The 22001-nt window shown below is 47.2% G+C and carries 22 protein-coding genes; 13 read left to right on the top strand and 9 right to left on the bottom strand.

The window, feature by feature from the left end; all coding sequences use genetic code 11:
- Positions 1-37 precede the first annotated feature (37 nt).
- The 3 genes from purN to C2756_RS09145 are packed head-to-tail and all read left to right on the top strand — an operon-like array spanning position 38 to position 3450.
- Positions 38-667 (top strand): phosphoribosylglycinamide formyltransferase, encoded by a 630-nt coding sequence (gene purN, locus C2756_RS09155; RefSeq protein ID WP_215318815.1) that lies wholly within the window; start codon positions 38-40, stop codon positions 665-667.
- Positions 664-2208 carry an RsmB/NOP family class I SAM-dependent RNA methyltransferase gene (locus C2756_RS09150; protein WP_215318813.1) on the top strand — a complete coding sequence of 515 codons (1545 nt, stop codon included), beginning with the start codon at positions 664-666 and terminating at the stop codon, positions 2206-2208. Before purN ends, C2756_RS09150 begins: the two co-directional genes overlap by 4 nt.
- Before the next feature lie 42 nt (positions 2209-2250).
- Complete coding sequence (locus C2756_RS09145) at positions 2251-3450, top strand: acyl-CoA desaturase (RefSeq protein ID WP_215318812.1); 1200 nt, start codon at positions 2251-2253, stop codon at positions 3448-3450.
- Between the two features lie 89 nt (positions 3451-3539).
- On the opposite strand, the gene rpmG is transcribed toward C2756_RS09145, so the two are convergent.
- The 3 genes from rpmG to radC form a co-directional block, all read right to left on the bottom strand.
- Positions 3540-3707, bottom strand: coding sequence for a 50S ribosomal protein L33 (gene rpmG / locus C2756_RS09140; RefSeq protein WP_015421876.1), 168 nt, complete (start codon positions 3705-3707; stop codon positions 3540-3542).
- Between the two features lie 11 nt (positions 3708-3718).
- Entirely contained in the window at positions 3719-3952 is a 234-nt protein-coding gene (gene rpmB, locus C2756_RS09135) for a 50S ribosomal protein L28 (RefSeq protein WP_088526345.1), read from the bottom strand.
- Between the two features lie 155 nt (positions 3953-4107).
- Complete coding sequence (gene radC, locus C2756_RS09130) at positions 4108-4803, bottom strand: DNA repair protein RadC (RefSeq protein ID WP_215318811.1); 696 nt, start codon at positions 4801-4803, stop codon at positions 4108-4110.
- Between the two features lie 30 nt (positions 4804-4833).
- Here radC and C2756_RS09125 point away from each other — a divergent pair, with 30 nt between their 5' ends.
- The 7 genes from C2756_RS09125 to C2756_RS09095 all read left to right on the top strand — a co-directional run bounded on the left by C2756_RS09125 (position 4834) and on the right by C2756_RS09095 (position 11016).
- Positions 4834-5280, top strand: coding sequence for a peptidylprolyl isomerase (locus C2756_RS09125; protein ID WP_215295723.1), 447 nt, complete (start codon positions 4834-4836; stop codon positions 5278-5280).
- 3 nt (positions 5281-5283) lie between these two features.
- Positions 5284-6225, top strand: a complete 942-nt coding sequence (gene ispH / locus C2756_RS09120) for a 4-hydroxy-3-methylbut-2-enyl diphosphate reductase (protein ID WP_215318810.1) — start codon at positions 5284-5286, stop codon at positions 6223-6225.
- A gap of 53 nt (positions 6226-6278) precedes the next feature.
- Positions 6279-7442: a branched-chain amino acid ABC transporter substrate-binding protein gene (locus C2756_RS09115; protein ID WP_215320940.1), complete on the top strand. Its 1164-nt coding sequence runs from the start codon at positions 6279-6281 to the stop codon at positions 7440-7442.
- Positions 7443-7513: 71 nt separating this feature from the next.
- Positions 7514-8449, top strand: coding sequence for a branched-chain amino acid ABC transporter permease (locus C2756_RS09110; protein ID WP_215318808.1), 936 nt, complete (start codon positions 7514-7516; stop codon positions 8447-8449).
- A 19-nt stretch (positions 8450-8468) separates the two neighbouring features.
- Positions 8469-9530: a branched-chain amino acid ABC transporter permease gene (locus C2756_RS09105; RefSeq protein ID WP_251372041.1), complete on the top strand. Its 1062-nt coding sequence runs from the start codon at positions 8469-8471 to the stop codon at positions 9528-9530.
- A complete protein-coding gene (locus tag C2756_RS09100; RefSeq protein ID WP_215318805.1) occupies positions 9530-10306 on the top strand; it encodes an ABC transporter ATP-binding protein in 777 nt (258 codons plus the stop codon). Before C2756_RS09105 ends, C2756_RS09100 begins: the two co-directional genes overlap by 1 nt.
- On the top strand, positions 10303-11016 hold the full coding sequence (locus tag C2756_RS09095; protein WP_215318803.1) for an ABC transporter ATP-binding protein: 714 nt from the start codon (positions 10303-10305) through the stop codon (positions 11014-11016). Before C2756_RS09100 ends, C2756_RS09095 begins: the two co-directional genes overlap by 4 nt.
- Positions 11017-11059: 43 nt before the next feature.
- On the opposite strand, the gene C2756_RS09090 is transcribed toward C2756_RS09095, so the two are convergent.
- Positions 11060-12250 (bottom strand): acetylornithine transaminase, encoded by a 1191-nt coding sequence (locus tag C2756_RS09090; protein ID WP_215318801.1) that lies wholly within the window; start codon positions 12248-12250, stop codon positions 11060-11062.
- A 59-nt stretch (positions 12251-12309) separates the two neighbouring features.
- The gene (locus tag C2756_RS09085) at positions 12310-13350 is read right to left on the bottom strand and encodes a CDP-6-deoxy-delta-3,4-glucoseen reductase (RefSeq protein ID WP_215318800.1); all 1041 of its coding nucleotides are present in this window, start codon (positions 13348-13350) and stop codon (positions 12310-12312) included.
- 27 nt (positions 13351-13377) lie between these two features.
- On the opposite strand from C2756_RS09085, the gene C2756_RS09080 reads away from it, so the two are divergent.
- Positions 13378-14274: an SDR family oxidoreductase gene (locus C2756_RS09080; protein WP_251372040.1), complete on the top strand. Its 897-nt coding sequence runs from the start codon at positions 13378-13380 to the stop codon at positions 14272-14274.
- On the opposite strand, the gene C2756_RS09075 is transcribed toward C2756_RS09080, so the two are convergent.
- The 3 genes from C2756_RS09075 to C2756_RS09065 all read right to left on the bottom strand — a co-directional run bounded on the left by C2756_RS09075 (position 14255) and on the right by C2756_RS09065 (position 18095).
- Entirely contained in the window at positions 14255-16027 is a 1773-nt protein-coding gene (locus C2756_RS09075; RefSeq protein ID WP_215318798.1) for a glutamine--tRNA ligase/YqeY domain fusion protein, read from the bottom strand. The two genes, C2756_RS09080 and C2756_RS09075, sit on opposite strands and share 20 nt — an antisense overlap.
- An 84-nt stretch (positions 16028-16111) precedes the next feature.
- A complete protein-coding gene (locus C2756_RS09070) occupies positions 16112-17614 on the bottom strand; it encodes a tripartite tricarboxylate transporter permease (RefSeq protein WP_215318796.1) in 1503 nt (500 codons plus the stop codon).
- A gap of 19 nt (positions 17615-17633) precedes the next feature.
- The gene (locus tag C2756_RS09065) at positions 17634-18095 is read right to left on the bottom strand and encodes a tripartite tricarboxylate transporter TctB family protein (protein ID WP_215318794.1); all 462 of its coding nucleotides are present in this window, start codon (positions 18093-18095) and stop codon (positions 17634-17636) included.
- A 131-nt stretch (positions 18096-18226) separates the two neighbouring features.
- Between C2756_RS09065 and alaS the strand changes: the two genes are divergently transcribed.
- The gene (gene alaS, locus C2756_RS09060; protein WP_215318792.1) at positions 18227-20851 is read left to right on the top strand and encodes an alanine--tRNA ligase; all 2625 of its coding nucleotides are present in this window, start codon (positions 18227-18229) and stop codon (positions 20849-20851) included.
- Positions 20852-20865: 14 nt separating this feature from the next.
- A complete protein-coding gene (locus C2756_RS09055; protein ID WP_215320936.1) occupies positions 20866-21093 on the top strand; it encodes a sulfurtransferase TusA family protein in 228 nt (75 codons plus the stop codon).
- Between the two features lie 15 nt (positions 21094-21108).
- Here C2756_RS09055 and galU read toward each other — a convergent pair whose 3' ends face one another.
- On the bottom strand, positions 21109-21993 hold the full coding sequence (gene galU / locus C2756_RS09050) for a UTP--glucose-1-phosphate uridylyltransferase GalU (RefSeq protein ID WP_215318790.1): 885 nt from the start codon (positions 21991-21993) through the stop codon (positions 21109-21111).
- Positions 21994-22001 lie beyond the last annotated feature (8 nt).

Raw genomic sequence — 22001 nt, 5'->3', positions numbered from 1 at the left:
AATCGCTTTCAGGGTAGCCATCAATTATATTGTGGGCATGCTTTCTATCGTTACCTTAATCTCAGGCCGCGGATCCAATTTCGAGGCGATCGTCAAAACAGCTCAAAAAGAGCAGTGGCCAGTCAAGTTTGCAGGGGTCATCGCCAATCACTCTGGGGCTAAAGGTCTTGATTTTGCTCGCGCGCAGGGTATTCCAGCCCATGTCCTGGAGCACAAAGAGCATGCAAGTCGCGAATCCTTTGATACTGCCCTCATCCAGAAAATTGATGACTTAGGGGCCGATTTGGTGGTTCTAGCCGGTTTTATGAGGATTCTGACGCCAGGCTTTATTCGTCATTTCGGTGGTCGATTAATCAATATCCACCCAGCGCTCCTGCCAGCATTCCCAGGATTGCACACCCATGAGCGGGCTTTAGAGGCGGGCGTTAAAGAGCATGGCGCCACAGTTCACTTTGTAAATGAGGGCGTGGATGAGGGACCTATTATTTGCCAGGCCTCTGTTCCGGTCCTGGATGGGGATGATGCAGAGACTTTGGCGGCTCGTGTTTTAACTGCTGAGCATCAAATTTACCCGCGGGCCGTAAAATGGTTCCTTGATGGACGATTGCGAATAGAAGGTAATCAAGTGAAGTTACAACCCCCAGAATCGCAATTTTTTAAATTATGAGCGCAGAACGTCCACCCCGTAAATCCGGCACCCGCCTAAGCTCACAAAAAAGTTACGCTGCTAAATCTAAAGATCCCTTGCGCCGTCCTGAACGACGTAATGCGAGTGGCAATCTCATTGCGCCCGAAGGTCAGAAGAATTTTTCGAATGCAAAAGCATTACCTCAGCATGCCATTCACTTGGAGCGTCTACTTCCTGAGTTACTCAGTTTTGAGCAGCCAGCAGATCGTGTAGTGAGTCGCTATTTTCGCGCAGAACCACAGCTCGGTAATCGTGATCGCGCCTTAATTGCAGAGAGTGCCTTTGCTATTTTGCGTCGTAAAAATGAGTTCTCTCAATTTGCTGTCAGTGGTGAAGGCTCACAGGCTAGACGCTTAGCCCTATTGGGTTTGCTGTCCGCTTTGTCTGAGGGTGGTTTGGGTTCCGCGAACCGTGCCGAGAGTGCTATCGCCGATTTGGCGCATGTTCTCAAGCCTGGTGAATATGAATGGTTGCAACGATTTCCAATGGTTGATCCTGCTGCATTAAATCCTTTGGTACGCAACAATTTACCCGAGTGGTTATGGGATGCTTTTGGAAAATATCCTGGTGAAGCAACCCGTGAAGAACTTGCAAAATCATTGATGCATCCTGCACTCCTAGATTTGCGTGCGAACACCATGAAGATTAATCGGGAAGAATTGCTCGTGCAGATGAATGCTTTGGGCGGTCGCTACCAAGCGATTCCAACACCATATGCACCCGATGGTGTGCGCATCATGGGCAAGCCGGCATTACAAAATACTGCTGGCTTTAAGGCGGGTATGTTTGAGGTACAAGATGAAGGTAGTCAGCTTTTGGCATATTTACTTGCACCCAAGCGTGGTGAGATGGTGGTTGATTTTTGCGCTGGTGCTGGCGGTAAGACTTTAGCGATTGGTGCCTTGATGCGTTCTACAGGACGCCTTTATGCTTTTGATACATCTGAGCGTCGTTTGGCAAATTTAAAACCAAGACAAGCCCGTAGTGGCCTTTCAAACGTGCATCCTGTATGGATCGATAGTGAGAACGATGCCAAGATCAAACGCTTGGCTGGAAAGATTGATCGAGTCTTGGTAGATGCCCCTTGTAGTGGAATGGGTACATTGCGCCGAAATCCTGACTTGAAGTGGCGTCAAACTCCGGAAGGCGTTCTAGAGCTTAATCAGAAGCAAATGAATATTTTGGGTTCAGCAGCTCGCTTATTAAAGCCGGGTGGCCGTCTGGTTTATGCCACTTGCAGTCTTTTGCCCCAAGAAAATCAAGCCATTGCAGAAGATTTCTTGGCGAAACACCCAGAATTTGAGGTGGTTCCAGCGGCTGAAGCACTTAAGCCCTTGTTTCCAAAGGATAAATTACCTTTAGGGTGCTCGTCAGATAATCCGTGGTGGCAATTGTGGCCCCATATTCATGGCACAGACGGCTTTTTTGGCGCTGTTTTCCAGAAAAAAGGTAGTAAGCTGGAAAAAGCAGAAAAGCCAAAAACCCCAGAGATAGCGAAAGATAAGCCCAAAAAGACCTAAAAAGATCTAAAATAAGAGCTAATACTTAAATAGGACTCTCTTTTGAATACAGTTTCAAGTTCAGGTTTTGATTTATTCCTCAATTGGCTTGCCAATGGATATTTAGATTGGTCTTGGTGGCAGATTGCCTTGGTTACCTTGGCTGTTACCCATGTCACGATTGCTGCAGTCACCATTTTCTTGCATCGCTGCCAAGCGCACCGGGCTTTGGATCTGCATCCGATAGTTTCCCATTTCTTCCGCTTTTGGCTTTGGTTGACAACCGGCATGGTGACTAAGGAGTGGGCCTCGATTCACCGTAAGCACCATGCGAAATGTGAAACCGTGGATGATCCCCATAGCCCACAAATTTTAGGCATTAACACTGTCCTCTCGCGTGGTGCTGAGCTTTATAAAAATGAAGCTAAGAATCAAGAGACAATGGAGAAGTTTGGCCACGGGACTCCCGATGATTGGCTCGAGCGCAATATCTATTCCAAGTTTTCTTGGCAGGGCGTTGCCATCATGTTGATCATTGATGTGTTCTTGTTTGGCGGTATTGGATTAACCGTCTGGGCGGTGCAAATGCTGTGGATCCCAATTACAGCTGCTGGCGTGATTAATGGTATTGGCCACTACTGGGGCTATCGCAACTTCGATTGCGAAGATGCTTCAACCAATATTTTCCCGTGGGGCATTTTGATTGGTGGTGAAGAACTGCATAACAATCACCATACCTTTGCAACGAGTGCTAAGCTTTCCAATAAATGGTACGAGTTTGATATTGGTTGGCTCTATATTCAGATGATGAGTGCAGTTGGTTTGGCGACAGTAAAGAAAACGCCACCTAAACCCGTCTTGAGTGATTTGCGTCCTGCCGATCAAAACACCTTAGAGGCCATCATTGCTAATCGCTATGAAATCATGGCGCGCTATAGCAAAACATTACGCAACTTCTTTAGTAATGAAGTGCAACACATGCAAGTTCTGGCCTCACATTTAAGCGACGCCCGTACTTGGTTATCTAAGGATGAGTCTCGCTTGAGCGAGGATGAGAAGGCTAAGTTAGAGGAGCTGATGGCGAGCAATGCACAGCTGCGTAAGATGATTGAGATGCGTCGTGATCTACAGGCAATCTGGGGTCGTTCTAGCGCCACCAGAGAGCAATTACTTTCACAGTTGCATACTTGGTGTCAACGCGCTGAAGATAGCGGCCTCACAAGCTTGCGTGAGTTCTCTTTGCGATTGCGTCGTTATGCTTAGGCAGGTAGTAGCGATCTAAAAGAGCGCAAAGATTGAGGCAATAAAAAAACCCGCAACTAAGCGGGTTTTTTATTTGCATGAAATTTGAATTACTTCAGCTTAGTTTCTTTGTAAGCAACATGCTTGCGAATGGTTGGATCAAACTTCATGATCTCCATTTTTTCAGGCTTAGTACGCTTGTTTTTTGAAGTTGTATAGAAGTGACCAGTACCTGCTGATGACTCTAACTTGATTTTTTCTCTGCCGCCTTTAGCCATTTGCGTGCTCCTTAAATTTCGCCACGTGCACGAAGATCAGTCAAAACAGCATCGATGCCGTTTTTGTCGATAACGCGCAAGCCAGCATTGGTTAAGCGCAAGCTAATCCAACGGTTTTCAGATTCAACCCAGAAACGACGGTTTTGCAAATTCGGCAAAAAGCGACGCTTCGTTTTATTGTTTGCATGGGATACATTGTTGCCAACCATCGGCTTCTTCCCAGTGACTTGGCAAACTTTTGCCATGACATAACTCCATTAATTGCGAAAAAAGAAGATTGTATCAGCCTAAGCCTATTTTGGGCTAGTTCTTATTGGCTTTTGCTTTGGGGTTTGAGCCTCATAGGGTGCAAAAGGCCTGCAAAAATCTCCGGCTCATTATTGTAAGTTAGCAATTACTATCAATTTTTCTCAATATTCATAAGGCCTGATTCTGAAAAAGAGAAAAAACCGCTATTACTGACAATGCAGTGGTCTAAAAGCGGAATATCTACCAACTGGAGGGCCTTAGTCAGGGTCTTGGTGAGTTCTTGGTCTGCTGAACTGGGGAGCGGGTTGCCGCTGGGATGGTTATGGGCCACGATCATGGCACTTGCATTTCTGGCTAGCGCTTCTTTGAGGATTTCTCTGGGATAGACGGCGGTCTGAGTAATGGAGCCTCTAAAAAGCTCTTGGCACTCGATGAGATGTAGGTTTGAGTCTAGATAAAGGCATAAAAAGACCTCATGGGGTAGACCGCCAATTTTGGCCTGTAAAAACTCCTTAACGTGACCTGGTGATGAAAAAATCGAGCCTTGAGCCAAACTATCCTCAAGACTGCGCTTTACGAGTTCATAGGCAGCCTGTATTTGAGACCATTTTGAGATCCCCATGCCGTGGATCCGGGTCAATTCTTCAGGGGTGCTGGCTAAGAGACGAGGAAGGCTGCCAAAGTAGCGCAATACATCATTGGCTAAGGTGACAGCGCTTTTCCCCTTAACGCCGACCCGTAAAAAGATGGCGAGTAATTCAGCATCTGTGAGGCAGCGGGCGCCATACAGACGAAGCTTTTCTCGAGGTTGCTCATTTTTGGGCCAATTTGGGATGGGAGAATCCATAGCTGACGCAGGGCTAGATACAATTACCTTATGACCAAGCTTAACGTTTTGCCCAACTCCTATTTGACTCTCAACTACCGGCTTACTCTGCCCAACGGGGAGGATTACATCAATACTTTTGTTGATCGTCCTGCGACGGTTCTGATGGGCTCTGGACAATTTGCACCTTGCTTTGAAAAAGTGTTACTTGGGTTAAGTGTTGGCGATAAAAAAAGTGCTTTGTTATCGCCCGATGAAAGTTTTGGTGAGCGTAAAAAAGATTTGGTGCAATGGGTTACTTTGCAGGCGCTCAAAGAAGGTCGTGATGACGATGCTGAATTTAATCCCGGTGATGTAATTGAATTTAATGCGCCGGGTGGAGCTCAATATGCGGGTGTTTTGCAGTCTATTGATGAGCAGGGCGCCTGGTTTGATTTCAATCACCCTCTGGCCGGAAGAGAGGTTACCTTTGAAGCACAAATTGTGGCTATTCTCTAATATATGAATACAACTGATAACGCAGAGATCTTGATGGCGCAACCCCGCGGTTTTTGTGCGGGCGTTGATCGTGCAATTAATATTGTGAATGAAGCACTTACACGCTTTGGTACACCCATTTACGTGCGTCACGAAATTGTGCATAACGCCCATGTCGTGAATGAATTGCGTAGTAAGGGCGCCGTATTTGTCGAAGAGTTGCACGAGGTGCCCAAGGGCGGCATTGTGGTGTTTAGTGCCCATGGTGTTTCTCAGGAGGTGCGAAAAGATGCTGAGGAACGTGGCTTGCAGGTGTATGACGCTACTTGCCCACTGGTAACCAAAGTGCATCTCGAAGTGATTAAGTTGTGTAAAGAAGGCTACACGGTCTTGATGATCGGTCACGCTGGCCACCCTGAAGTGGAGGGCACGATGGGACAAGTGAAAGAAGGCGTGTTCTTGATTGAAAATTCGACCGATGTTGCCAATTTGTCTTTTACAGGCGATATAAAACTAGCTTTTGTCACGCAAACGACTTTGTCAGTAGATGAGACTAAAGAAATTGTTGCGGCACTCACTCAAAAATTCCCTGATATTGTTCAACCGCGTAAGCAAGATATTTGTTATGCCACTCAGAATCGTCAAGATGCGGTGAAATTTATGGCACCTCAAGTGGAGGTAGTCATTGTGGTGGGGAGTGCGTCTAGCTCGAACTCCAATCGCTTGCGAGAATTGTCAGAAAAATTGGGTGTACCGTCTTACATGGTCGATGCACCTGATCAATTGAAACCAGAATGGTTTGCTGGCAAGAAGCGCGTGGGATTGACTGCTGGAGCATCTGCTCCAGAGAGTTTGGCGCAAGCGATTGTTGCGCGCATTCAAGAATTTGGGCCGCGCAGCGTAAGGGCTCTCTCTGGGGTAGTTGAGGATGTCACATTCTCCCTGCCAAAAAATTTAGTCGATTGAAGTATTGATTTATAACCAAGGAGCTGTAGATGATTCATTCAAGTGCATCAAAAATGATTTTTATGAAAAGTGCTATTGCTGTATCGGCAGCAGCCTTGATTCTGGCAGGTTGCGGTAAGGGCGGAGATAAATCTGCGGCTGTACCGGCAGATGGTATTGAAGTCAAAATTGGCCATGTGGCTCCATTGACTGGCCCTATCGCCCACTTGGGTAAAGATAATGAAAATGGCGCACGCTTGGCGCTAGAAGAAATTAATAAAGCAGGCTTGACGATTGATGGCAAAAAAGTAGTTCTCACTTTAGTGCCTGAAGATGATGCTGAAGATCCAAAAACTGCAACGCAAGTAGCGCAAAAATTAGTAGATGCAAAAGTCGTTGGTGTTGTAGGTCATCTGAACTCTGGCACTAGTATTCCTGCTTCAAAAATCTACAGTGATGCTGGTATTACGCAGATTTCTCCGTCCGCTACTAACCCAGATTACACCAAGCAAGGCTTTAAAACTACTTATCGCCTAGTAGCAACCGATGCACAGCAAGGCCCTGCTTTAGCTAATTATGTTGCCAAGACTTTGAATGCCAAAACAGTTGCCATCATTGATGACTCGACTCAGTACGGCAAAGGTCTAGCTGATGAGTTTGAGAAGACGGTGAAAGCGGCTGGTGTGAAAGTTGTCACGCGCGAAGCAAGCAATAACAAAGCAACTGACTTCAAGGCTATTTTGACTAAGATCAAAGGCAGCAAACCTGATGTCATCATGTACGGTGGCATGGATGCAACTGGTGGCCCATTAACGAAGCAAGCAGCTGAGTTGGGCATCAAGTCCAAGATTGTTGGTGGTGATGGTATGTGCACTGAGAAGCTGGCTGAATTGGCTGGCGATGCAGTTGTCAATGTTACTTGCTCTGAGGCAGGCAAGGCACTCACAAAGATGGCGCAAGGCGCTGATTTCCAAAAGCGTTATAAAGAGCGCTTTAATGCTGATGTACAAATATACGCACCATTTACTTACGACGCTGTCTATGTATTAGTGGATGCGATGAAGCGTGCCAACTCAACTGATCCAGCAAAGATCTTGGTAGTCATGCCTGAAACTAAAATGAATGGCTTGGTTGGCGATATTGCTTTTGATAGTAAGGGTGATATGAAAGAGGGCGTCATTACCCTCTATGACTTTAAAGACAAAAAGAAAACCGTTCTTGACGTCATCAATATGTAAGAAACATGAAAAGGGCGCCGCAAATGCGGTGCTCTTTTTTTGTGCTCTACATTTCTGATAAATATTTTTTAATGGATATTTTTCTACAGCAGATCATCAATGGTTTGGTGCTGGGTAGTATCTATGCCTTGATCGCCTTGGGTTACACCATGGTCTACGGCGTGCTGGGGATTATCAATTTCGCCCATGGCGAGGTGTTGATGATCGGCGCAATGGTCTCGCTCTCATTGCTGCGCTTGATTTTGAGTTTGACTAGTGATTTACCGGGCTGGCTCACACTCCTGATTGTCTTGCCCATCACGATGGCTGTCTGTGCGGGTCTGAGTTATTGGATTGAGCGTATTGCTTATCGCCCTCTGCGTCATGCGCCACGCTTGGCGCCACTGATTTCTGCGATCGGTATGTCCATACTGTTACAAACAATCGCCATGTTGATTTGGTCTCGAAATCCGATGACCTACCCACAATTATTACCATCCAGTCCTATCGAAATAGGCGCTACTGGTGCAACGATTACCGGTAAAGAGATTGTAATTATTTTGGTTGCCTTGGCAGTGATGTGCGGCCTATTGTTCTTGGTTGAGAAAACCAAACTCGGTAGGGCTATGCGCGCTACTGCAGAGCAAACCCAAATTGCATCCTTGATGGGGGTAAACCCAAACCGGGTGATCTCGATTACGTTTATGTTGGGTGGTGCTCTAGCAGGTTTGGCTGGTGTCATGATCGCTAGCAATTACGGTAATGTGCACTTTTATATGGGCTTTATTCCTGGCCTAAAAGCCTTTACAGCGGCGGTGTTGGGCGGCATTGGTAACTTGCAGGGTGCGATGCTTGGGGGTTTGCTGCTTGGTTTAATTGAGTCTTTGGGCGCTGGCTACATTGGCGAACTCACTGGTGGCGTATTTGGTTCGAACTATCAAGATATTTTTGCTTTCTTGGTATTGATCTTAGTGCTGGTATTACGACCCACTGGTTTGCTGGGTGAGAAGGTTTCTGACCGTGCTTAGGAGGCTTGTCTCAAATCATTTGAGTCAATCTACCTATCTTTACTTAGGCGCGTTTGCATTAATACTGTTGCCATGGATTGTGGGTGCTAGTGGCGGTAACTATTGGGTCCGCGTGCTTGATTTTGCTTTGCTCTATATCGTTCTCGCCCTTGGCCTCAATGTAGTTGTCGGTTTTGCTGGTCTGCTCGACTTAGGTTACATCGCATTTTATGCATTAGGTGCTTATAGCTATGCCTTATTAGCTTCGCCACATTTGCCTCAGCATTTTGAAACAATTGCCTCTGCATTTCCGCAAGGCATGCATTTTTCTCCCTGGATGGTGGCAGTGTTTTCCATCATCTTGGCCGCTCTCTTCGGGATTATTTTGGGGCTGCCCACCTTGCAATTGCGCGGGGATTATTTAGCAATCGTCACTTTAGGTTTTGGTGAAATTATTCGGATCTTTATGAATAATCTAGACCGCCCATTGAATCTCACCAATGGCCCTAAAGGTATTACAGCGATTGATCCAATTCAGATGTTTGGGGTTTCATTCACCAAACCGCTTGACCTGGGCTTTATACAGATCCCGGGTTTGTATTTGGTGTTTTACCTTTTTCTGGCTTTAGCTATTGCTGTAACCATTGTGTGTTTGCATTTACAGAACTCTCGTATTGGTCGGGCTTGGGTTGCGATTCGAGAAGACGAGATCGCTGCTAAAGCGATGGGTATCAATACACGCAATATGAAGTTGCTCGCTTTTGCGATTGGCGCTTCATTTGCTGGCGTTGCGGGGGTGCTCTTTTCTGCATTTCAGGGATTTGTTTCCCCTGAGTCATTCACTCTTTGGGAATCAATCGTTGTTTTAGCGATGGTGGTGTTGGGCGGCATTGGACATATTCCTGGAGTGATCTTAGGCGCGATCGTATTGGCAGTCTTTCCAGAAGTATTACGGGGCGTAGCTGAGCCAGTGCAAAAGGCGCTCTTTGGTCATGTAATTGTTGATGTTGAAGTGATTCGTCAATTGATCTATGGCTTAGCGCTGATTCTAATCATGCTGTATCGCCCAGGCGGTATTTGGCAAAAAGGAGGAGGCAAATAATGTCTGCTCATTTGCTACTTGATGTAACTGATGTTTCTAAACGCTTTGGTGGAGTGCAAGCCTTAGATTCTGTCGGTTTGCAGGTGCCAAAGGGATCGATTGTCGGTTTGATTGGCCCCAATGGCGCAGGCAAGACTACTTTCTTTAATGTCATCACTGGCCTCTACCCTGCAGATTCCGGCATCTTTTTATTTGATGGTCAATCCTATTTCCCAGAGTCAGTCTCAGAAGTCACTAAATCGGGATTAGCGAGAACCTTTCAGAACATCCGTCTCTTTGGAGAAATGTCTGTTTTAGAAAATGTGATGGTGGGATGTCACTGCCGATCTAAGGCGGGTTTCTTGGGCGCTATCTTCCGCTTTCGATCCACGCAGCGCGAGGAGCAAGCGATTCGGGCGAAATCTCTTGCATTGCTCGCTTACGTGGGCTTGAGTGATTATGCAGAGATGCAGGCGCGTCATTTATCTTATGGGCATCAACGTCGCTTAGAGATTGCCAGAGCCTTAGCAACTGAGCCTCAGCTCCTCGCTTTAGATGAGCCTGCTGCAGGCATGAATGCGACCGAGAAATTAGAACTGCGTGAGTTGTTGCTGCGTATTCGGGCGGATGGCAAAACTATTCTCTTGATAGAACACGATGTGAGTTTGGTGATGGGGATTTGCGATAGCTTGACGGTGCTCGATTACGGCAAGGTGATTGCTGTAGGCAAGCCAGCCGATGTTCGCATACACCCTGAAGTGATTAAAGCCTATCTTGGTCAGGGAGCAGTGTCATGAGCGCCTTGCTGCAAGTGCAAGATCTCAAGGTAGCCTATGGCGGCATTAATGCCGTTAAAGGCATTGACCTACATGTTAATCAAGGTGAATTAGTAGCCTTGATTGGTGCTAACGGAGCAGGTAAGAGCTCCTCTCTGAAAGCGATTGCAGGCTTACTGACTCCTACATCAGGTGAGATTGAATTTCTTGCGCACAAAACTAATCAGCTACCCGCTTATGAATTGGTTCGTCTTGGCTTAGGTCTTGTTCCTGAGGGGCGTGGCGTATTTAAGCGCATGAGCATTCTAGAAAATCTGCAGATGGGCGCATTTCTGAAAACAGACACCAAAGCCATCCATCAAAAATTAGAGGAAGTATTTTCTTATTTCCCGAGGCTGAAAGAGCGGCTCTCGCAACTCGCTGGCACGCTGTCTGGTGGCGAGCAACAAATGGTAGCGATGGGTAGAGCGATGATGGCTGAACCTAAGCTCTTATTGCTAGATGAGCCATCTATGGGTTTATCCCCCATTATGGTGGAAACAATTTTTGATGTGATTCACAATCTTTCCGCAAACGGGATGACCATTCTGCTAGTTGAGCAAAATGCCCGTCTAGCCCTGCAGATGGCCGATCGTGCTTATGTGATGGAGAGTGGTTTGATCACACTTACAGGAGCCGGCAAAGAACTGCTCCAAGACCCGAGAGTGCGTGCTGCTTACTTGGGGCAGTAAGGTAGACGACTAAGGTAGGCAAATAAGTAGTCAGGAAAACTGCTTAAGCAGTTTCCTTCAGCAACTCACGTAGCATGCTGCACATCTGATGAATCTCATCATCGCTCACATTGAGTGCTGGCATAAAGCGTAACAAGTTAGGTCTGGGGGAGTTAATCAATAAGCCTTCAGGGCTACGCTCACGAGCTAAATCAACTAGCTTGCCACCAATATCTTTACCGAGCATGAGGGCGCGCAATAAACCTTCACCACGCTCACCTTCCAGATTAAATTCAGCGCAAAGCTTGAGTAATTCTGATTTGAGTAGTTCACCCTTGGCTTTCACGCTCTCTAAAAATCCGGGAGCCAGTAATTGCTCGATGACGCTGATGCCTACCGCAGTCATCAAAGGATTACCGTTATAGGTGCCACCTTGATCGCCAGGCACAAAGCAAGCTACCGCATCAGTCGCCATTAAGGCTGCTAAGGGAACGCCACCACCAATGCCTTTACCTAAGGTCATGATATCTGGCTCGATACCGTAATGCTGATAAGCAAACAGGGTGCCTGTGCGACCGCAGCCCGCTTGTACTTCATCGGCGATGAGCAGAATATTATTTTCTTTAGTGAACTGGCGTAGTTCACGCATAAATTCTTTCGTGGTGGGAATGACGCCGCCTTCACCTTGAACGGGCTCTAGCATCACGGCCACTGTTTTATCCGTCACTAACTTCTTAACAGATTCCAAATCATTCAAATCTGCTTTCGGAAAACCGGCAACTTGTGGTGCAAACATGGTGTCCCAGTTTGGCTTACCAGAGGCGCTCATGGTAGCTATGGTGCGACCATGAAAACTGTGATCAAAAGTGATGATTTCAAAGGCACCATTTTTATTCAGCTGACCCCATTTGCGGGCTAGCTTAATGGCGCCCTCATTGGCTTCGGCGCCACTATTGGCAAAAAAGACTTTGTTAAAGCAGCTATGAGCAGTCAAGAGGTTGGATAAGCCAATCATCGGCTCGTTATAAAACGCTGGACTGGGGTTAATCAGTTTCTTGGCTTGAGCATTTAGTGCTGCAATCATTCCTGGATTGCTGTGACCCAAGCAATTTACCGCCCACCCTTGTAAGAAATCTAAATAGCGTTTGCCGTTGTTATCCGTTAGCCATGAGCCAGCACCCTCAACCATCACCACATCTGGGCGTTGAGTAATAAACATGACTGAATGGGTGTCAATAGGGGCTGGAGTGTTCATGCTGGGCTGGGGTAATTAAATAAGGCTAGTGAAGTTTCTATTATCTAACTTTATGGGGATTAGTTTGTGGCTAAATCTGCCGCGCTAGTGAAAGAATCAGCAAAGAATTCTTCCTCAGGCAGATGACATTTGGATGAAAAGTCCTCACGGGCTGTGTTGACCATGACAGGCGCCCCACAGGCGTAGATCTGAAAGTCCTTGAGGCTAGGGTGGTCATCTATGACCGCAAGGTGCACAAAGCCTGTCCGGCCCTGCCAAGCATCTTCTGGTAAACCGTCTGAGATCACTGGGATGTATTGGAAATCGGGGATGTCTTGTTCCCAGGTTTTGCATAGATCATGGAGATACAGATCACTTGGGCGCTTACCGCCCCAATACAGCTTAATCGGGCGATCCATTTTCTTGGTTTGCATTTGTTCAATGATGGATTTAATTGGCGCAAAGCCCGTACCAGCAGCGACAAAAATGATGGGCTTTTTAGAGTCCTCTCTGAGGAAGAAGCTACCCAAGGGCCCCTCGAAACGCAGGATATCTTTTTCTTTTAGTGCTGGCGTTGCAGCCCCAAATACAAAGTCTGTAAATACGCCGCCAGGTAAGTGGCGGATATGCAGTTCTAATGGACCTTCATGCTCGGGCGCAGTGGCGATCGAATAAGCACGACGTTGCCCGTCTTTTAAAAGAAACTCGAGGTATTGCCCCGCTAAGAACTGGAAGCGTTCAGCAGCTGGAAGTTGCAACTTCAGAATCGCCACATCGTCACTAGGCTTAATGATGGTGTTAACGCGGCAAGGAATCTTCCGAATCGCGATATCGCCTGCGCCTTGGACTTCACGAGCTTCAATGAGTAGATCGGATTGTGGATGAGAGCAGCAAAACAAGATGCCGCCTGCTGTTTCATCGGCTTTGCTTAAAGCGCTCTCGCTGTGTTGATCATGGCTGACTTGGCCCTCCAAGACCTTACCTTTACAAGAGCCGCAGGCACCATTTTTGCAGCCATAGGGTAGCTTAATGCCTTGGCGAAGAGCGGCCTCCAGGACGGTTTCATCCTGGGTTACAGTAAATTGTTTGCCGCTCGTTTTGAGCGTGACCTGATGAGACACTCTCATTCCTTTCAATAAATCGTTACGATGTCACTTATGCAATCTTTTGGTAAACCTTCAATCCTGATTATTGGCTGCGGTGACATTGGTCTTCGGGTAGCAAAACAGCTTTCCCGTAGTCATCGAGTTTTTGCACTCACATCTTCGCAAAATCGTTTTCAGGAGTTGAGGGAGGTTGGCGCGACTCCGATGTTGGGGAATCTGGATCATCCAGAGACTTTATGGCGTCTATCCGGTTTAGCTCAAACCGTCATTCATTTAGCGCCACCCCAAAACCAAGGAAATCGTGATTGCCGAACCCGCAACCTATTGAGAATTTTAGCCCAAGGCTCCAATGTCGTCAGGCGCTTGATCTATGTTAGCACCACAGGCGTATATGGCGATCATCGTGGCGCCAAGGTGAGCGAGGCAACCCCCGTTAGCCCTCAGAGTGAGCGAGCCCAGAGAAGAGTAGACGCAGAGCAGGCACTCCGTTTATGGGGGCCAGCACATGGTGTGGCTGTCACCATTTTGCGTGTGCCCGGAATCTATGCGGCTGATCGTTTGCCACTAGAGCGCTTACAGTCTAAAACTCCGGCGCTACTCCCAGAGGAAGATGCTTACTCAAATCATATTCATAGTGATGATCTAGCGCGCTTAGTGTGCGCGGCGGTATATCACGGTAAGCCACAGCGCATTATCAATACCTGCGATGGGAGTGAAACCAAAATGGGCGATTACTTTGATGAAGTGGCTGATGCCTTTGGTTTGGATAGGCCACCACGCATGCCTGCTAGTGAACTGCAACAGATGGTGAGCCCGATGCTGTGGTCATTTATGCGGGAATCGAGACGAGTGACAAATGCTCGACTACATGAGTTGAAAACTCCGCTGCGTTATCCCAGCGTAGCCGATTTTTTGCAGACTACTTCCAAGAATCCTTAAGACCAACTGTGCGATTAAATACAGGCTTTCCAGGTTTGGAGTCTGTTTTATCTGCAACAAAGTAGCCGTGACGTTCAAATTGAAAACGATCTTCAGCTTTCACATCTTTCATACAAGGCTCTAAGTAAGCTGTTATTGTTTCTTTAGAGTTTGGATTGATGGCATCTAAGAAATTTTTATCGCCACTATCCGGATGTGGATCAGTGAAGAGATGATTATATAAGCGCACTTCGGTTGGGATTGCTTCTGCAGCGCTAATCCAGTGAATATTGCCCTTCACCTTATAGTTATTGGAACCAGCGGTGCCGCTCTTACTGTCTGGGAAGTAGCTCACATTGACTTGCGTGACATTGCCCTGTGCATCCGTCTCAAAACCAGTGCACTCAACAACAAAGCCATGACGTAGGCGCACACGGCTACCAGCTTGATCGCCAATTGGTGGGTAGAGCCTGAAGAAACCTTTAATCGGTTCTTGCATAAAGTCATCCGCCTCAATCCAGAGTTCGCGGGTGAAGTTGAATTCACGATTACCCCATTCAGGGTGTTGAGGATGGCGCGGTGCTGAACAAGATTCTTTTGCAGCAGCATCAAAGTTTTCAACTACCAGCTTAAGTGGTTTTAAGACAGCTGTTGCGCGTGGTGCTCTTACCTCGAGGTCATCACGCAAGGCTTGATCGAGCGTGCTCATATCAATCCAGCTATCGGCTTTTGAGACACCAATCCGTTCACAGAACAGGCGAATACTTTCTGGGGTGTAACCACGACGACGGATACCAACAATGGTTGGCATCCGTGGATCATCCCAGCCATCAACCTGTTTTTCTTCAACGAGCTGCAATAACTTACGCTTGCTAGTAATGGTGTAAGTTAAATTGAGCCGGGCAAATTCATATTGGTGAGGTACGGGGTCTTTAAAGACACCCAATTCTTTAAGTGAATTCACGATCCAGTCATACAGTGGACGATTGTTCTCAAATTCGAGTGTGCAAATCGAGTGAGAGACACTCTCCAGCGCATCGGAGATGCAATGCGTGAAGTCATATAGTGGATAGATGCACCATTTGCTTCCGGTGCGATGGTGATCAGTATGGCGAATACGGTAGACCACAGGGTCACGCATCACGATATTGGGATGCGCCATATCAATTTTGAGACGCAGAACATGTTCACCATCCTTGAACTTGCCATCGCGCATTTCGCGAAAGAGGGTCAGATTTTCTTCAGGGCTACGCTCACGATAGGGACTATTTTTTCCAGCTTGTCCAAAGTTGCCACGATTAGTATGAATATCATCCGCACTTTGGCTATCGACATACGCTTTGCCATTCTGAATCAGAATTTCTGCAAACTCATACAGTCGATCAAAGTAATCGCTGGCATGATAAAGATGTGTACCCCAATCAAATCCAAGCCACTTCACAGCATCTAGAATGCTGTCAGCGTATTCAACATCTTCTTTAACGGGGTTGGTGTCATCTAGGCGCATATTGCAACGCGCACCACCAGCTTGATGGTTGTAATCGGCAGCTAAGCCAAAGTTGAGGCAAATACTTTTAGCGTGGCCAATATGCAAATACCCGTTTGGTTCCGGTGGAAAACGAGTGATGATCGATGGGATATGCTCGCCCGCTAAATTCGTACGCTGTGAAAAAGCACCGCTGGCTAAGTCATGATCGATGATCTGACGTAAAAAGTTGGAAGGCTCGGCGACTGCGCCGGCAACGACTTTAGAGGGTTTGCTATCTTGGGACATAGCCACATTGTAGAGAAAACCCCCGCACCATAAAGAAAAAGCCCGCAAACTGCTGCGGGCTCGTTTCTGTAAGGTCTAAGACAATCAGTCTTCGACGAATGCTTCTTCGCGGGTCTTCTTTACTGCTGGCAAAGCCACGATCACGACTAAGAGGGCTGCTGCAATGAGCAATCCTAAGGAGAGTGGGCGAGTGACAAAGGTTGTGAAATCACCGCGCGACAAGAGTAGCGCACGACGGAAATTCTCTTCCATCATCGGTCCAAGCACAAAGCCCAAGAGTAATGGAGGAGGTTCGCAACCGAGTTTGAAGAAGAGGTAACCAATCAAGCCAAAGCCTGCCGTGACATACACGTCAAACACCGTATTGTTCACTGTATATACACCGATACAGCAGAACACCAAGATCGCTGGGTAGAGGAAGCGATAAGGAATCTTCAAGAGCTTTACCCAGATACCAATCAAAGGCAAGTTCAAGAGAATCAGCATCACGTTACCAATCCACATGGATGCAATCAGACCCCAGAACAAAGCTGGGTTGCTGGTCATTACTTGTGGACCTGGTTGAATGTTATGAATTGTCATCGCACCAACCATCAAGGCCATCACCGCATTTGGTGGAATACCTAATGTGAGCAATGGAATGAAGGAGGTTTGAGCAGCTGCGTTATTCGCCGATTCTGGACCAGCAACGCCCTCAATTGCGCCTTTACCAAACTCATGGCTGTACTTAGAAGATTTCTTCTCGACAGAGTAAGCACCGAATGCGGCTAGTGCTGCGCCACCACCAGGCAGAATGCCCAAGATTGAACCAATCGTTGTACCGCGTAAGATCGATGGGATCATACGTTTTACATCTTGCTTGGTTGGGATCATGGTGGTCATCTTGTTCAAGAAACCTTCGTCATCGCCCGTTTTTTCAAGGTTGCCCATGATTTCTGCGAAGCCGAATACGCCCATAGCAACTGCCACAAAGCCAATACCGTCACTCAATTCGGGAATATCAAACGCATAGCGCGATACACCAGAGTTGACGTCAGTACCAATCAAGCCCATTAGTAGGCCTAGCACGATCATGCCGATTGCCTTGATCAAAGATCCGGATGCCAATACCACGGCACCAATTAAACCCAAGACCATGAGGGAGAAGTATTCAGCAGGTCCAAACTTAAAGGCAAGTTGGGAAAGAGGGGCAGCAAAAGCAGCCAACACCAAAGTTGCGACGCAACCTGCAAAGAATGAACCCATACCAGCGGTAAACAAGGCAACGCCTGCTCGGCCATTGCGGGCCATTTGGTAGCCGTCAATCGCCGTCACCACCGAGGACGTCTCCCCAGGGATATTGAGCAAAATCGCAGTGGTTGAGCCACCATATTGTGAGCCGTAGTAAATACCGGCTAACATGATCAATGCAGCAATGGGAGGCAATGCATACGTAGCTGGCAAGAGCATCGCAATCGTAGCGATCGGGCCAAGTCCAGGCAAAACACCAATGAGGGTTCCTAAGATACAGCCAATCAGGCAGTACAGAAGATTCTGTAAGGTAAATGCGGTATCAAAACCAAGAGCTAAATTAGTAAATAAATCCATTTTTCAGAGTCCCGGTTCGTTATTGTTGTAGGAAGACAGGCAGGAGTGGGAACTGAAGTTTCAGGCCCATCACAAAGACTGAATACGTAAAGGCTACGAGAAAACCGGCATTAATCAGTGAGCCCTTCCAAGTAAATTCTTTGCTGGCGCTGGCGGAGACTAAAACTAGCACAACAACGGCAATTAAGAATCCCATTCTTGGCAATAACAAACCATAAAGAACAACCGATCCAGTAATCTGCGCAATCACCCTCCAGTTGAACTTGGGAATAGATTCGATAGCAGCTTTTGCACTCAGAGATTTGATAAGAACCAACAGGCCCAAGAGAGTCATCAAGATGCCGAGGAAAAATGGGAAATAACCGGGACCCATTTTGGCGGCAGTTCCCATTGGATATTGGGTGGCCACAATGGTAAAGAAGAGGCCGATGACCATATACATGACCCCCGCCCCAAAATCCCGTTGATTGCGAATTTTCAAGTTGCTCTCCTTGTATGTCGACTTAATTGCTAAGGTGCCGATTTATATTAATGTTGTGGGATTGTAAGGCAGGACGAGGGCATATTGCCTAGCTTTTGCCCTAGGCTAGTGCCAATGCGATAATTATTGACATGAAAGTCTCCCAAATTCGCCAGGCTTACCTGGATTTCTTTGCCGAAAAAGGCCACCAAATCGTCACTTCCAGCCCGGTAGTGCCTGGGGATGATCCTACCCTGCTATTTACGAATGCAGGCATGAACCAGTTTAAGGACGTGTTTTTGGGCTTTGATAAGCGCTCCTATCATCGTGCCACGACAGCGCAAAAGTGCATTCGGGCGGGTGGAAAACACAATGACTTGGATAACGTGGGCTATACCGCCCGCCACCATACCTTTTTTGAAATGTTGGGTAATTTCTCATTCGGAGACTATTTCAAAAAAGATGCGATTCAATTTGCTTGGGATTTATTGACCCAAGTGTTTAAGCTGCCAAAAGATAGACTGTTAGTTACTGTCTATGCAGAAGATGACGAAGCCTATGCCATCTGGAAAGACCAAATTGGCGTTCCTGCAGATCGCATTATTCGGATTGGGGATAACAAAGGGGCGCGTTACGCTTCCGATAATTTCTGGATGATGGGTGACACCGGCCCTTGCGGACCTTGTACTGAAATTTTTTATGATCACGGTGCTCACATTCCAGGCGGTCCTCCTGGCAGTCCAGAGGAAGATGGCGATCGTTTTATCGAAATTTGGAACAACGTGTTCATGCAGTTCAATCGCGATGAGGCAGGCGTCATGCATCCATTGCCTAAGCCTAGCGTCGATACGGGTATGGGCCTTGAGCGCATTGCTGCCGTCTTGCAACACGTGCATTCTAATTATGAAATTGACCTCTTCGTCAACCTACTCAGGGCTTCTAAGGAAGCGGTAGACGCTGCTGGCGGCGAGAACTGTGATGCGGAAAGCCCTTCATTAAAAGTGATTGCTGACCATATTCGGGCTTGTAGTTTTATTGTCGTGGATGGTGTGATTCCCGGTAATGCAGGACGTGGTTATGTCTTGCGTCGTATTGCACGTCGTGCGATTCGGCATGGCTATAAGTTAGGGGCACGTAAACCATTCTTCTATCAACTAGTCCCTGCACTCGTAAAAGAGATGGGCGAGGCCTATCCAGAGTTGCGTGCTGCGCAAGATAAAGTGAGTGAAGTACTCAAGCAAGAAGAAGAACGCTTCTTCCAAACGATTGCCAATGGCATGGAAATTTTGGATGGTGCATTAGCGGGAGGCGCCAAAATGGTTGACGGTGAAACTGCTTTCCGCTTGCACGACACATTTGGTTTCCCATTAGATTTAACAGCAGACGTTTGTCGCGAACGTGGTGTGACAGTAGACGCCGAAGGTTTTGAAGTCGCTATGCAAAAGCAGCGTGATCAAGCCAGAGCAGCCGGTAAGTTCAAAGTGGCTCAAGGTTTAGATTACAAAGGAAAGCCGACGCAGTTTCACGGCTACGATTCCTTGAAACATGAGGGCGCCAAAGTGACTGCGCTATACATCGATGGCTCTGAAGTTGCCTCAGTAAAAGCAGGTGATGCTGCGGTAATCGTTTTAGACAATACCCCTTTCTACGCTGAATCTGGTGGTCAGGTCGGTGATCAGGGCGAGCTTCGCAATGAGTCTGTCCGTTTTTCAGTAGATGACACCTTCAAGATTCAAGCTGACGTATTCGGTCATCAAGGTGAGGTGCTCGAGGGCGAGCTTAAAGTAGGTGATGCACTCAATGCCTTGGTCGATGTGCAGCAAAGAACCGATACGATGCGTAATCACAGTGCAACCCATATTTTGCACAAAGCTCTGCGTGAAGTCTTGGGCGATCATGTGCAACAAAAAGGTTCCTTAGTCGATGCAACTAAAACCCGTTTTGACTTTACGCACAATGCTCCTATAACGGCTGAACAGATTCGTCGTATTGAAGATATTGTGAATGCAGAGATCTTGGAGAATACAGCCACCTCTGGAAAAGTCATGTCTTTAGACGATGCCCAAAAGACTGGTGCCATGATGCTCTTTGGTGAGAAGTATGGCGATGAAGTCCGTGTTTTAGAAATAGGCAGCTCTAAAGAATTGTGTGGCGGTACTCACGTGTCACGTACTGGCGATATCGGTAGTTTGAAGATTGTTTCTGAAGGCGGGGTTGCTGCTGGTATTCGTCGAGTTGAGGCAGTGACTGGTAGTAATGCACTCCACTTTTTGCAAGGCCTTGAAGACAAAATCAACGAGGCTGCAGCCATCCTCAAAACCCATCCTGGCGATTTAGTGAATCGGGTTGCGCAACTGCAAGATAGCTTGCGTCAGGCTGAGCGCGAATTAGAAAAAGTCAATTCCAAATTAGCCGCTAGCCAAGGCGATGAGCTTGCTGGTCAGGCTATTGACGTCAACGGCTTAAAAGTATTAGCTGCTAGATTGGACGGCGCCGATGCAGGGGTTCTTCGCGAAACTATGGACGCACTAAAAGCCAAACTCAAAACGGCTGCGATTGTCTTGGCTTCTGTGCAAGGCGATAAGGTCAGCTTGATTGCCGGTGTGACTGCAGATTCGATTGGCAAAGTGAAAGCTGGTGATCTCGTGAACTTTGTTGCGCAGCAGGTTGGCGGCAAAGGTGGCGGTAAGCCAGAGATGGCCATGGCTGGCGGTAACGATCCCACTAAGCTTGGTACTGCTTTAGAAGGTGTTAAAGATTGGGTGGCTAGTAAATGAATGATGTAGCAAGTATTGCATTTAATGCAGAAGTGGATGCGATTGGCATGAACTGCCCACTGCCGATTTTACGTACCAAGAAAGCATTGGCAACAATGCAGTCTGGTGAAGTCTTAAAGATCAAGGCAACTGATTCAGGAGCGGCGAGAGATTTTCCAGCCTTTGCGAAGCAAACGGGCAATGAGCTGATTGCTAGCAGTACTGAAGGTGATGTCTTGGTGTTCTTCTTAAAGAGAAGATAAACAAGCCAAGCAGCCTTAAGTTAAAGAGCGACTCTTTAAGTAGGCTGCAAAATCAGCAGAAACCTCGGGATGGCGCAATGCAAATTCCACCGACGCTTTGAGATAACCCAACTTGCTACCGCAGTCATAACGCACGCCATCATATTCATAAGCAAATACTGGCTCTTCCTTAAGCAAGGTTGCAATCGCATCGGTGAGTTGGATCTCGCCACCAGCGCCAGGCTTGAGATTGCGGATGTGTTTGAAGATTTCTGAGGAGAGCACATAACGACCAACCACAGCGAGGTTGGAAGGCGCATCTTGAGGTTGAGGTTTTTCAACAATACCGTTGAGGCGGTAGATGCCCTTGGCCACTTCTGAGCCGGCGACGATGCCGTAAGAACTACTTTTTGCTGGATCAATTTTTTCAACTGCAATGACAGAGCCGTTTTGCTCATTAAAGACATTGAGCATTTGCTTGAGGACTGGAGGCTGACCATCTAATAAGTCATCAGCCAAAATGATAGCGAAGGGTTCATCCCGAACGAGTTTTTCTGCGCACAATACGGCATGACCTAAACCTAGTGCTTCAGGCTGACGGACATATACGCAGTCAACATGACTGGGTTTCACGTTACGCACGATGTCTAGTAGCGCTTGTTTATTTTTAGCCTCGAGCTCTGCTTCGAGCTCATACGCTTTATCAAAGTGATCTTCAATGGCACGCTTGCTGCGACCAGTGACAAAAATCATTTCAGTAATGCCAGCGGCAATTGCCTCTTCTACTGCGTATTGAATCAGTGGCTTGTCGACCACATTGAGCATCTCTTTTGGGCTTGCCTTGGTGGCTGGCAAGAAACGGGTACCAAGACCGGCAACAGGGAAGACGGCTTTTGTAACGGCTTTAGTAGTCAATGGCATGGGATATC

The sequence above is a fragment of the Polynucleobacter sp. UB-Siik-W21 genome (assembly GCF_018687415.1).
Classification (GTDB): domain Bacteria; phylum Pseudomonadota; class Gammaproteobacteria; order Burkholderiales; family Burkholderiaceae; genus Polynucleobacter.
This window is presented reverse-complemented; position numbering and strand designations above follow the sequence as displayed.

Bases quoted from the DNA above. Each gene is read 5' to 3' on its own strand.
- purN (WP_215318815.1), top strand. From the start codon at position 38: ATGCTTTCTATCGTTACCTTAATCTCAGGCCGCGGATCCAATTTCGAG.
- C2756_RS09150 (WP_215318813.1), top strand. From the start codon at position 664: ATGAGCGCAGAACGTCCACCCCGTAAATCCGGCACCCGCCTAAGCTCA.
- rpmG (WP_015421876.1), bottom strand. From the start codon at position 3,707: ATGGCTAAAGGCGGCAGAGAAAAAATCAAGTTAGAGTCATCAGCAGGT.
- rpmB (WP_088526345.1), bottom strand. From the start codon at position 3,952: ATGGCAAAAGTTTGCCAAGTCACTGGGAAGAAGCCGATGGTTGGCAAC.
- radC (WP_215318811.1), bottom strand. From the start codon at position 4,803: ATGGATTCTCCCATCCCAAATTGGCCCAAAAATGAGCAACCTCGAGAA.
- C2756_RS09125 (WP_215295723.1), top strand. From the start codon at position 4,834: ATGACCAAGCTTAACGTTTTGCCCAACTCCTATTTGACTCTCAACTAC.
- ispH (WP_215318810.1), top strand. From the start codon at position 5,284: ATGAATACAACTGATAACGCAGAGATCTTGATGGCGCAACCCCGCGGT.
- C2756_RS09115 (WP_215320940.1), top strand. From the start codon at position 6,279: ATGATTTTTATGAAAAGTGCTATTGCTGTATCGGCAGCAGCCTTGATT.
- C2756_RS09110 (WP_215318808.1), top strand. From the start codon at position 7,514: ATGGATATTTTTCTACAGCAGATCATCAATGGTTTGGTGCTGGGTAGT.
- C2756_RS09100 (WP_215318805.1), top strand. From the start codon at position 9,530: ATGTCTGCTCATTTGCTACTTGATGTAACTGATGTTTCTAAACGCTTT.
- C2756_RS09095 (WP_215318803.1), top strand. From the start codon at position 10,303: ATGAGCGCCTTGCTGCAAGTGCAAGATCTCAAGGTAGCCTATGGCGGC.
- C2756_RS09090 (WP_215318801.1), bottom strand. From the start codon at position 12,250: ATGAACACTCCAGCCCCTATTGACACCCATTCAGTCATGTTTATTACT.
- C2756_RS09080 (WP_251372040.1), top strand. From the start codon at position 13,378: ATGTCACTTATGCAATCTTTTGGTAAACCTTCAATCCTGATTATTGGC.
- C2756_RS09075 (WP_215318798.1), bottom strand. From the start codon at position 16,027: ATGTCCCAAGATAGCAAACCCTCTAAAGTCGTTGCCGGCGCAGTCGCC.
- C2756_RS09070 (WP_215318796.1), bottom strand. From the start codon at position 17,614: ATGGATTTATTTACTAATTTAGCTCTTGGTTTTGATACCGCATTTACC.
- alaS (WP_215318792.1), top strand. From the start codon at position 18,227: ATGAAAGTCTCCCAAATTCGCCAGGCTTACCTGGATTTCTTTGCCGAA.
- galU (WP_215318790.1), bottom strand. From the start codon at position 21,993: ATGCCATTGACTACTAAAGCCGTTACAAAAGCCGTCTTCCCTGTTGCC.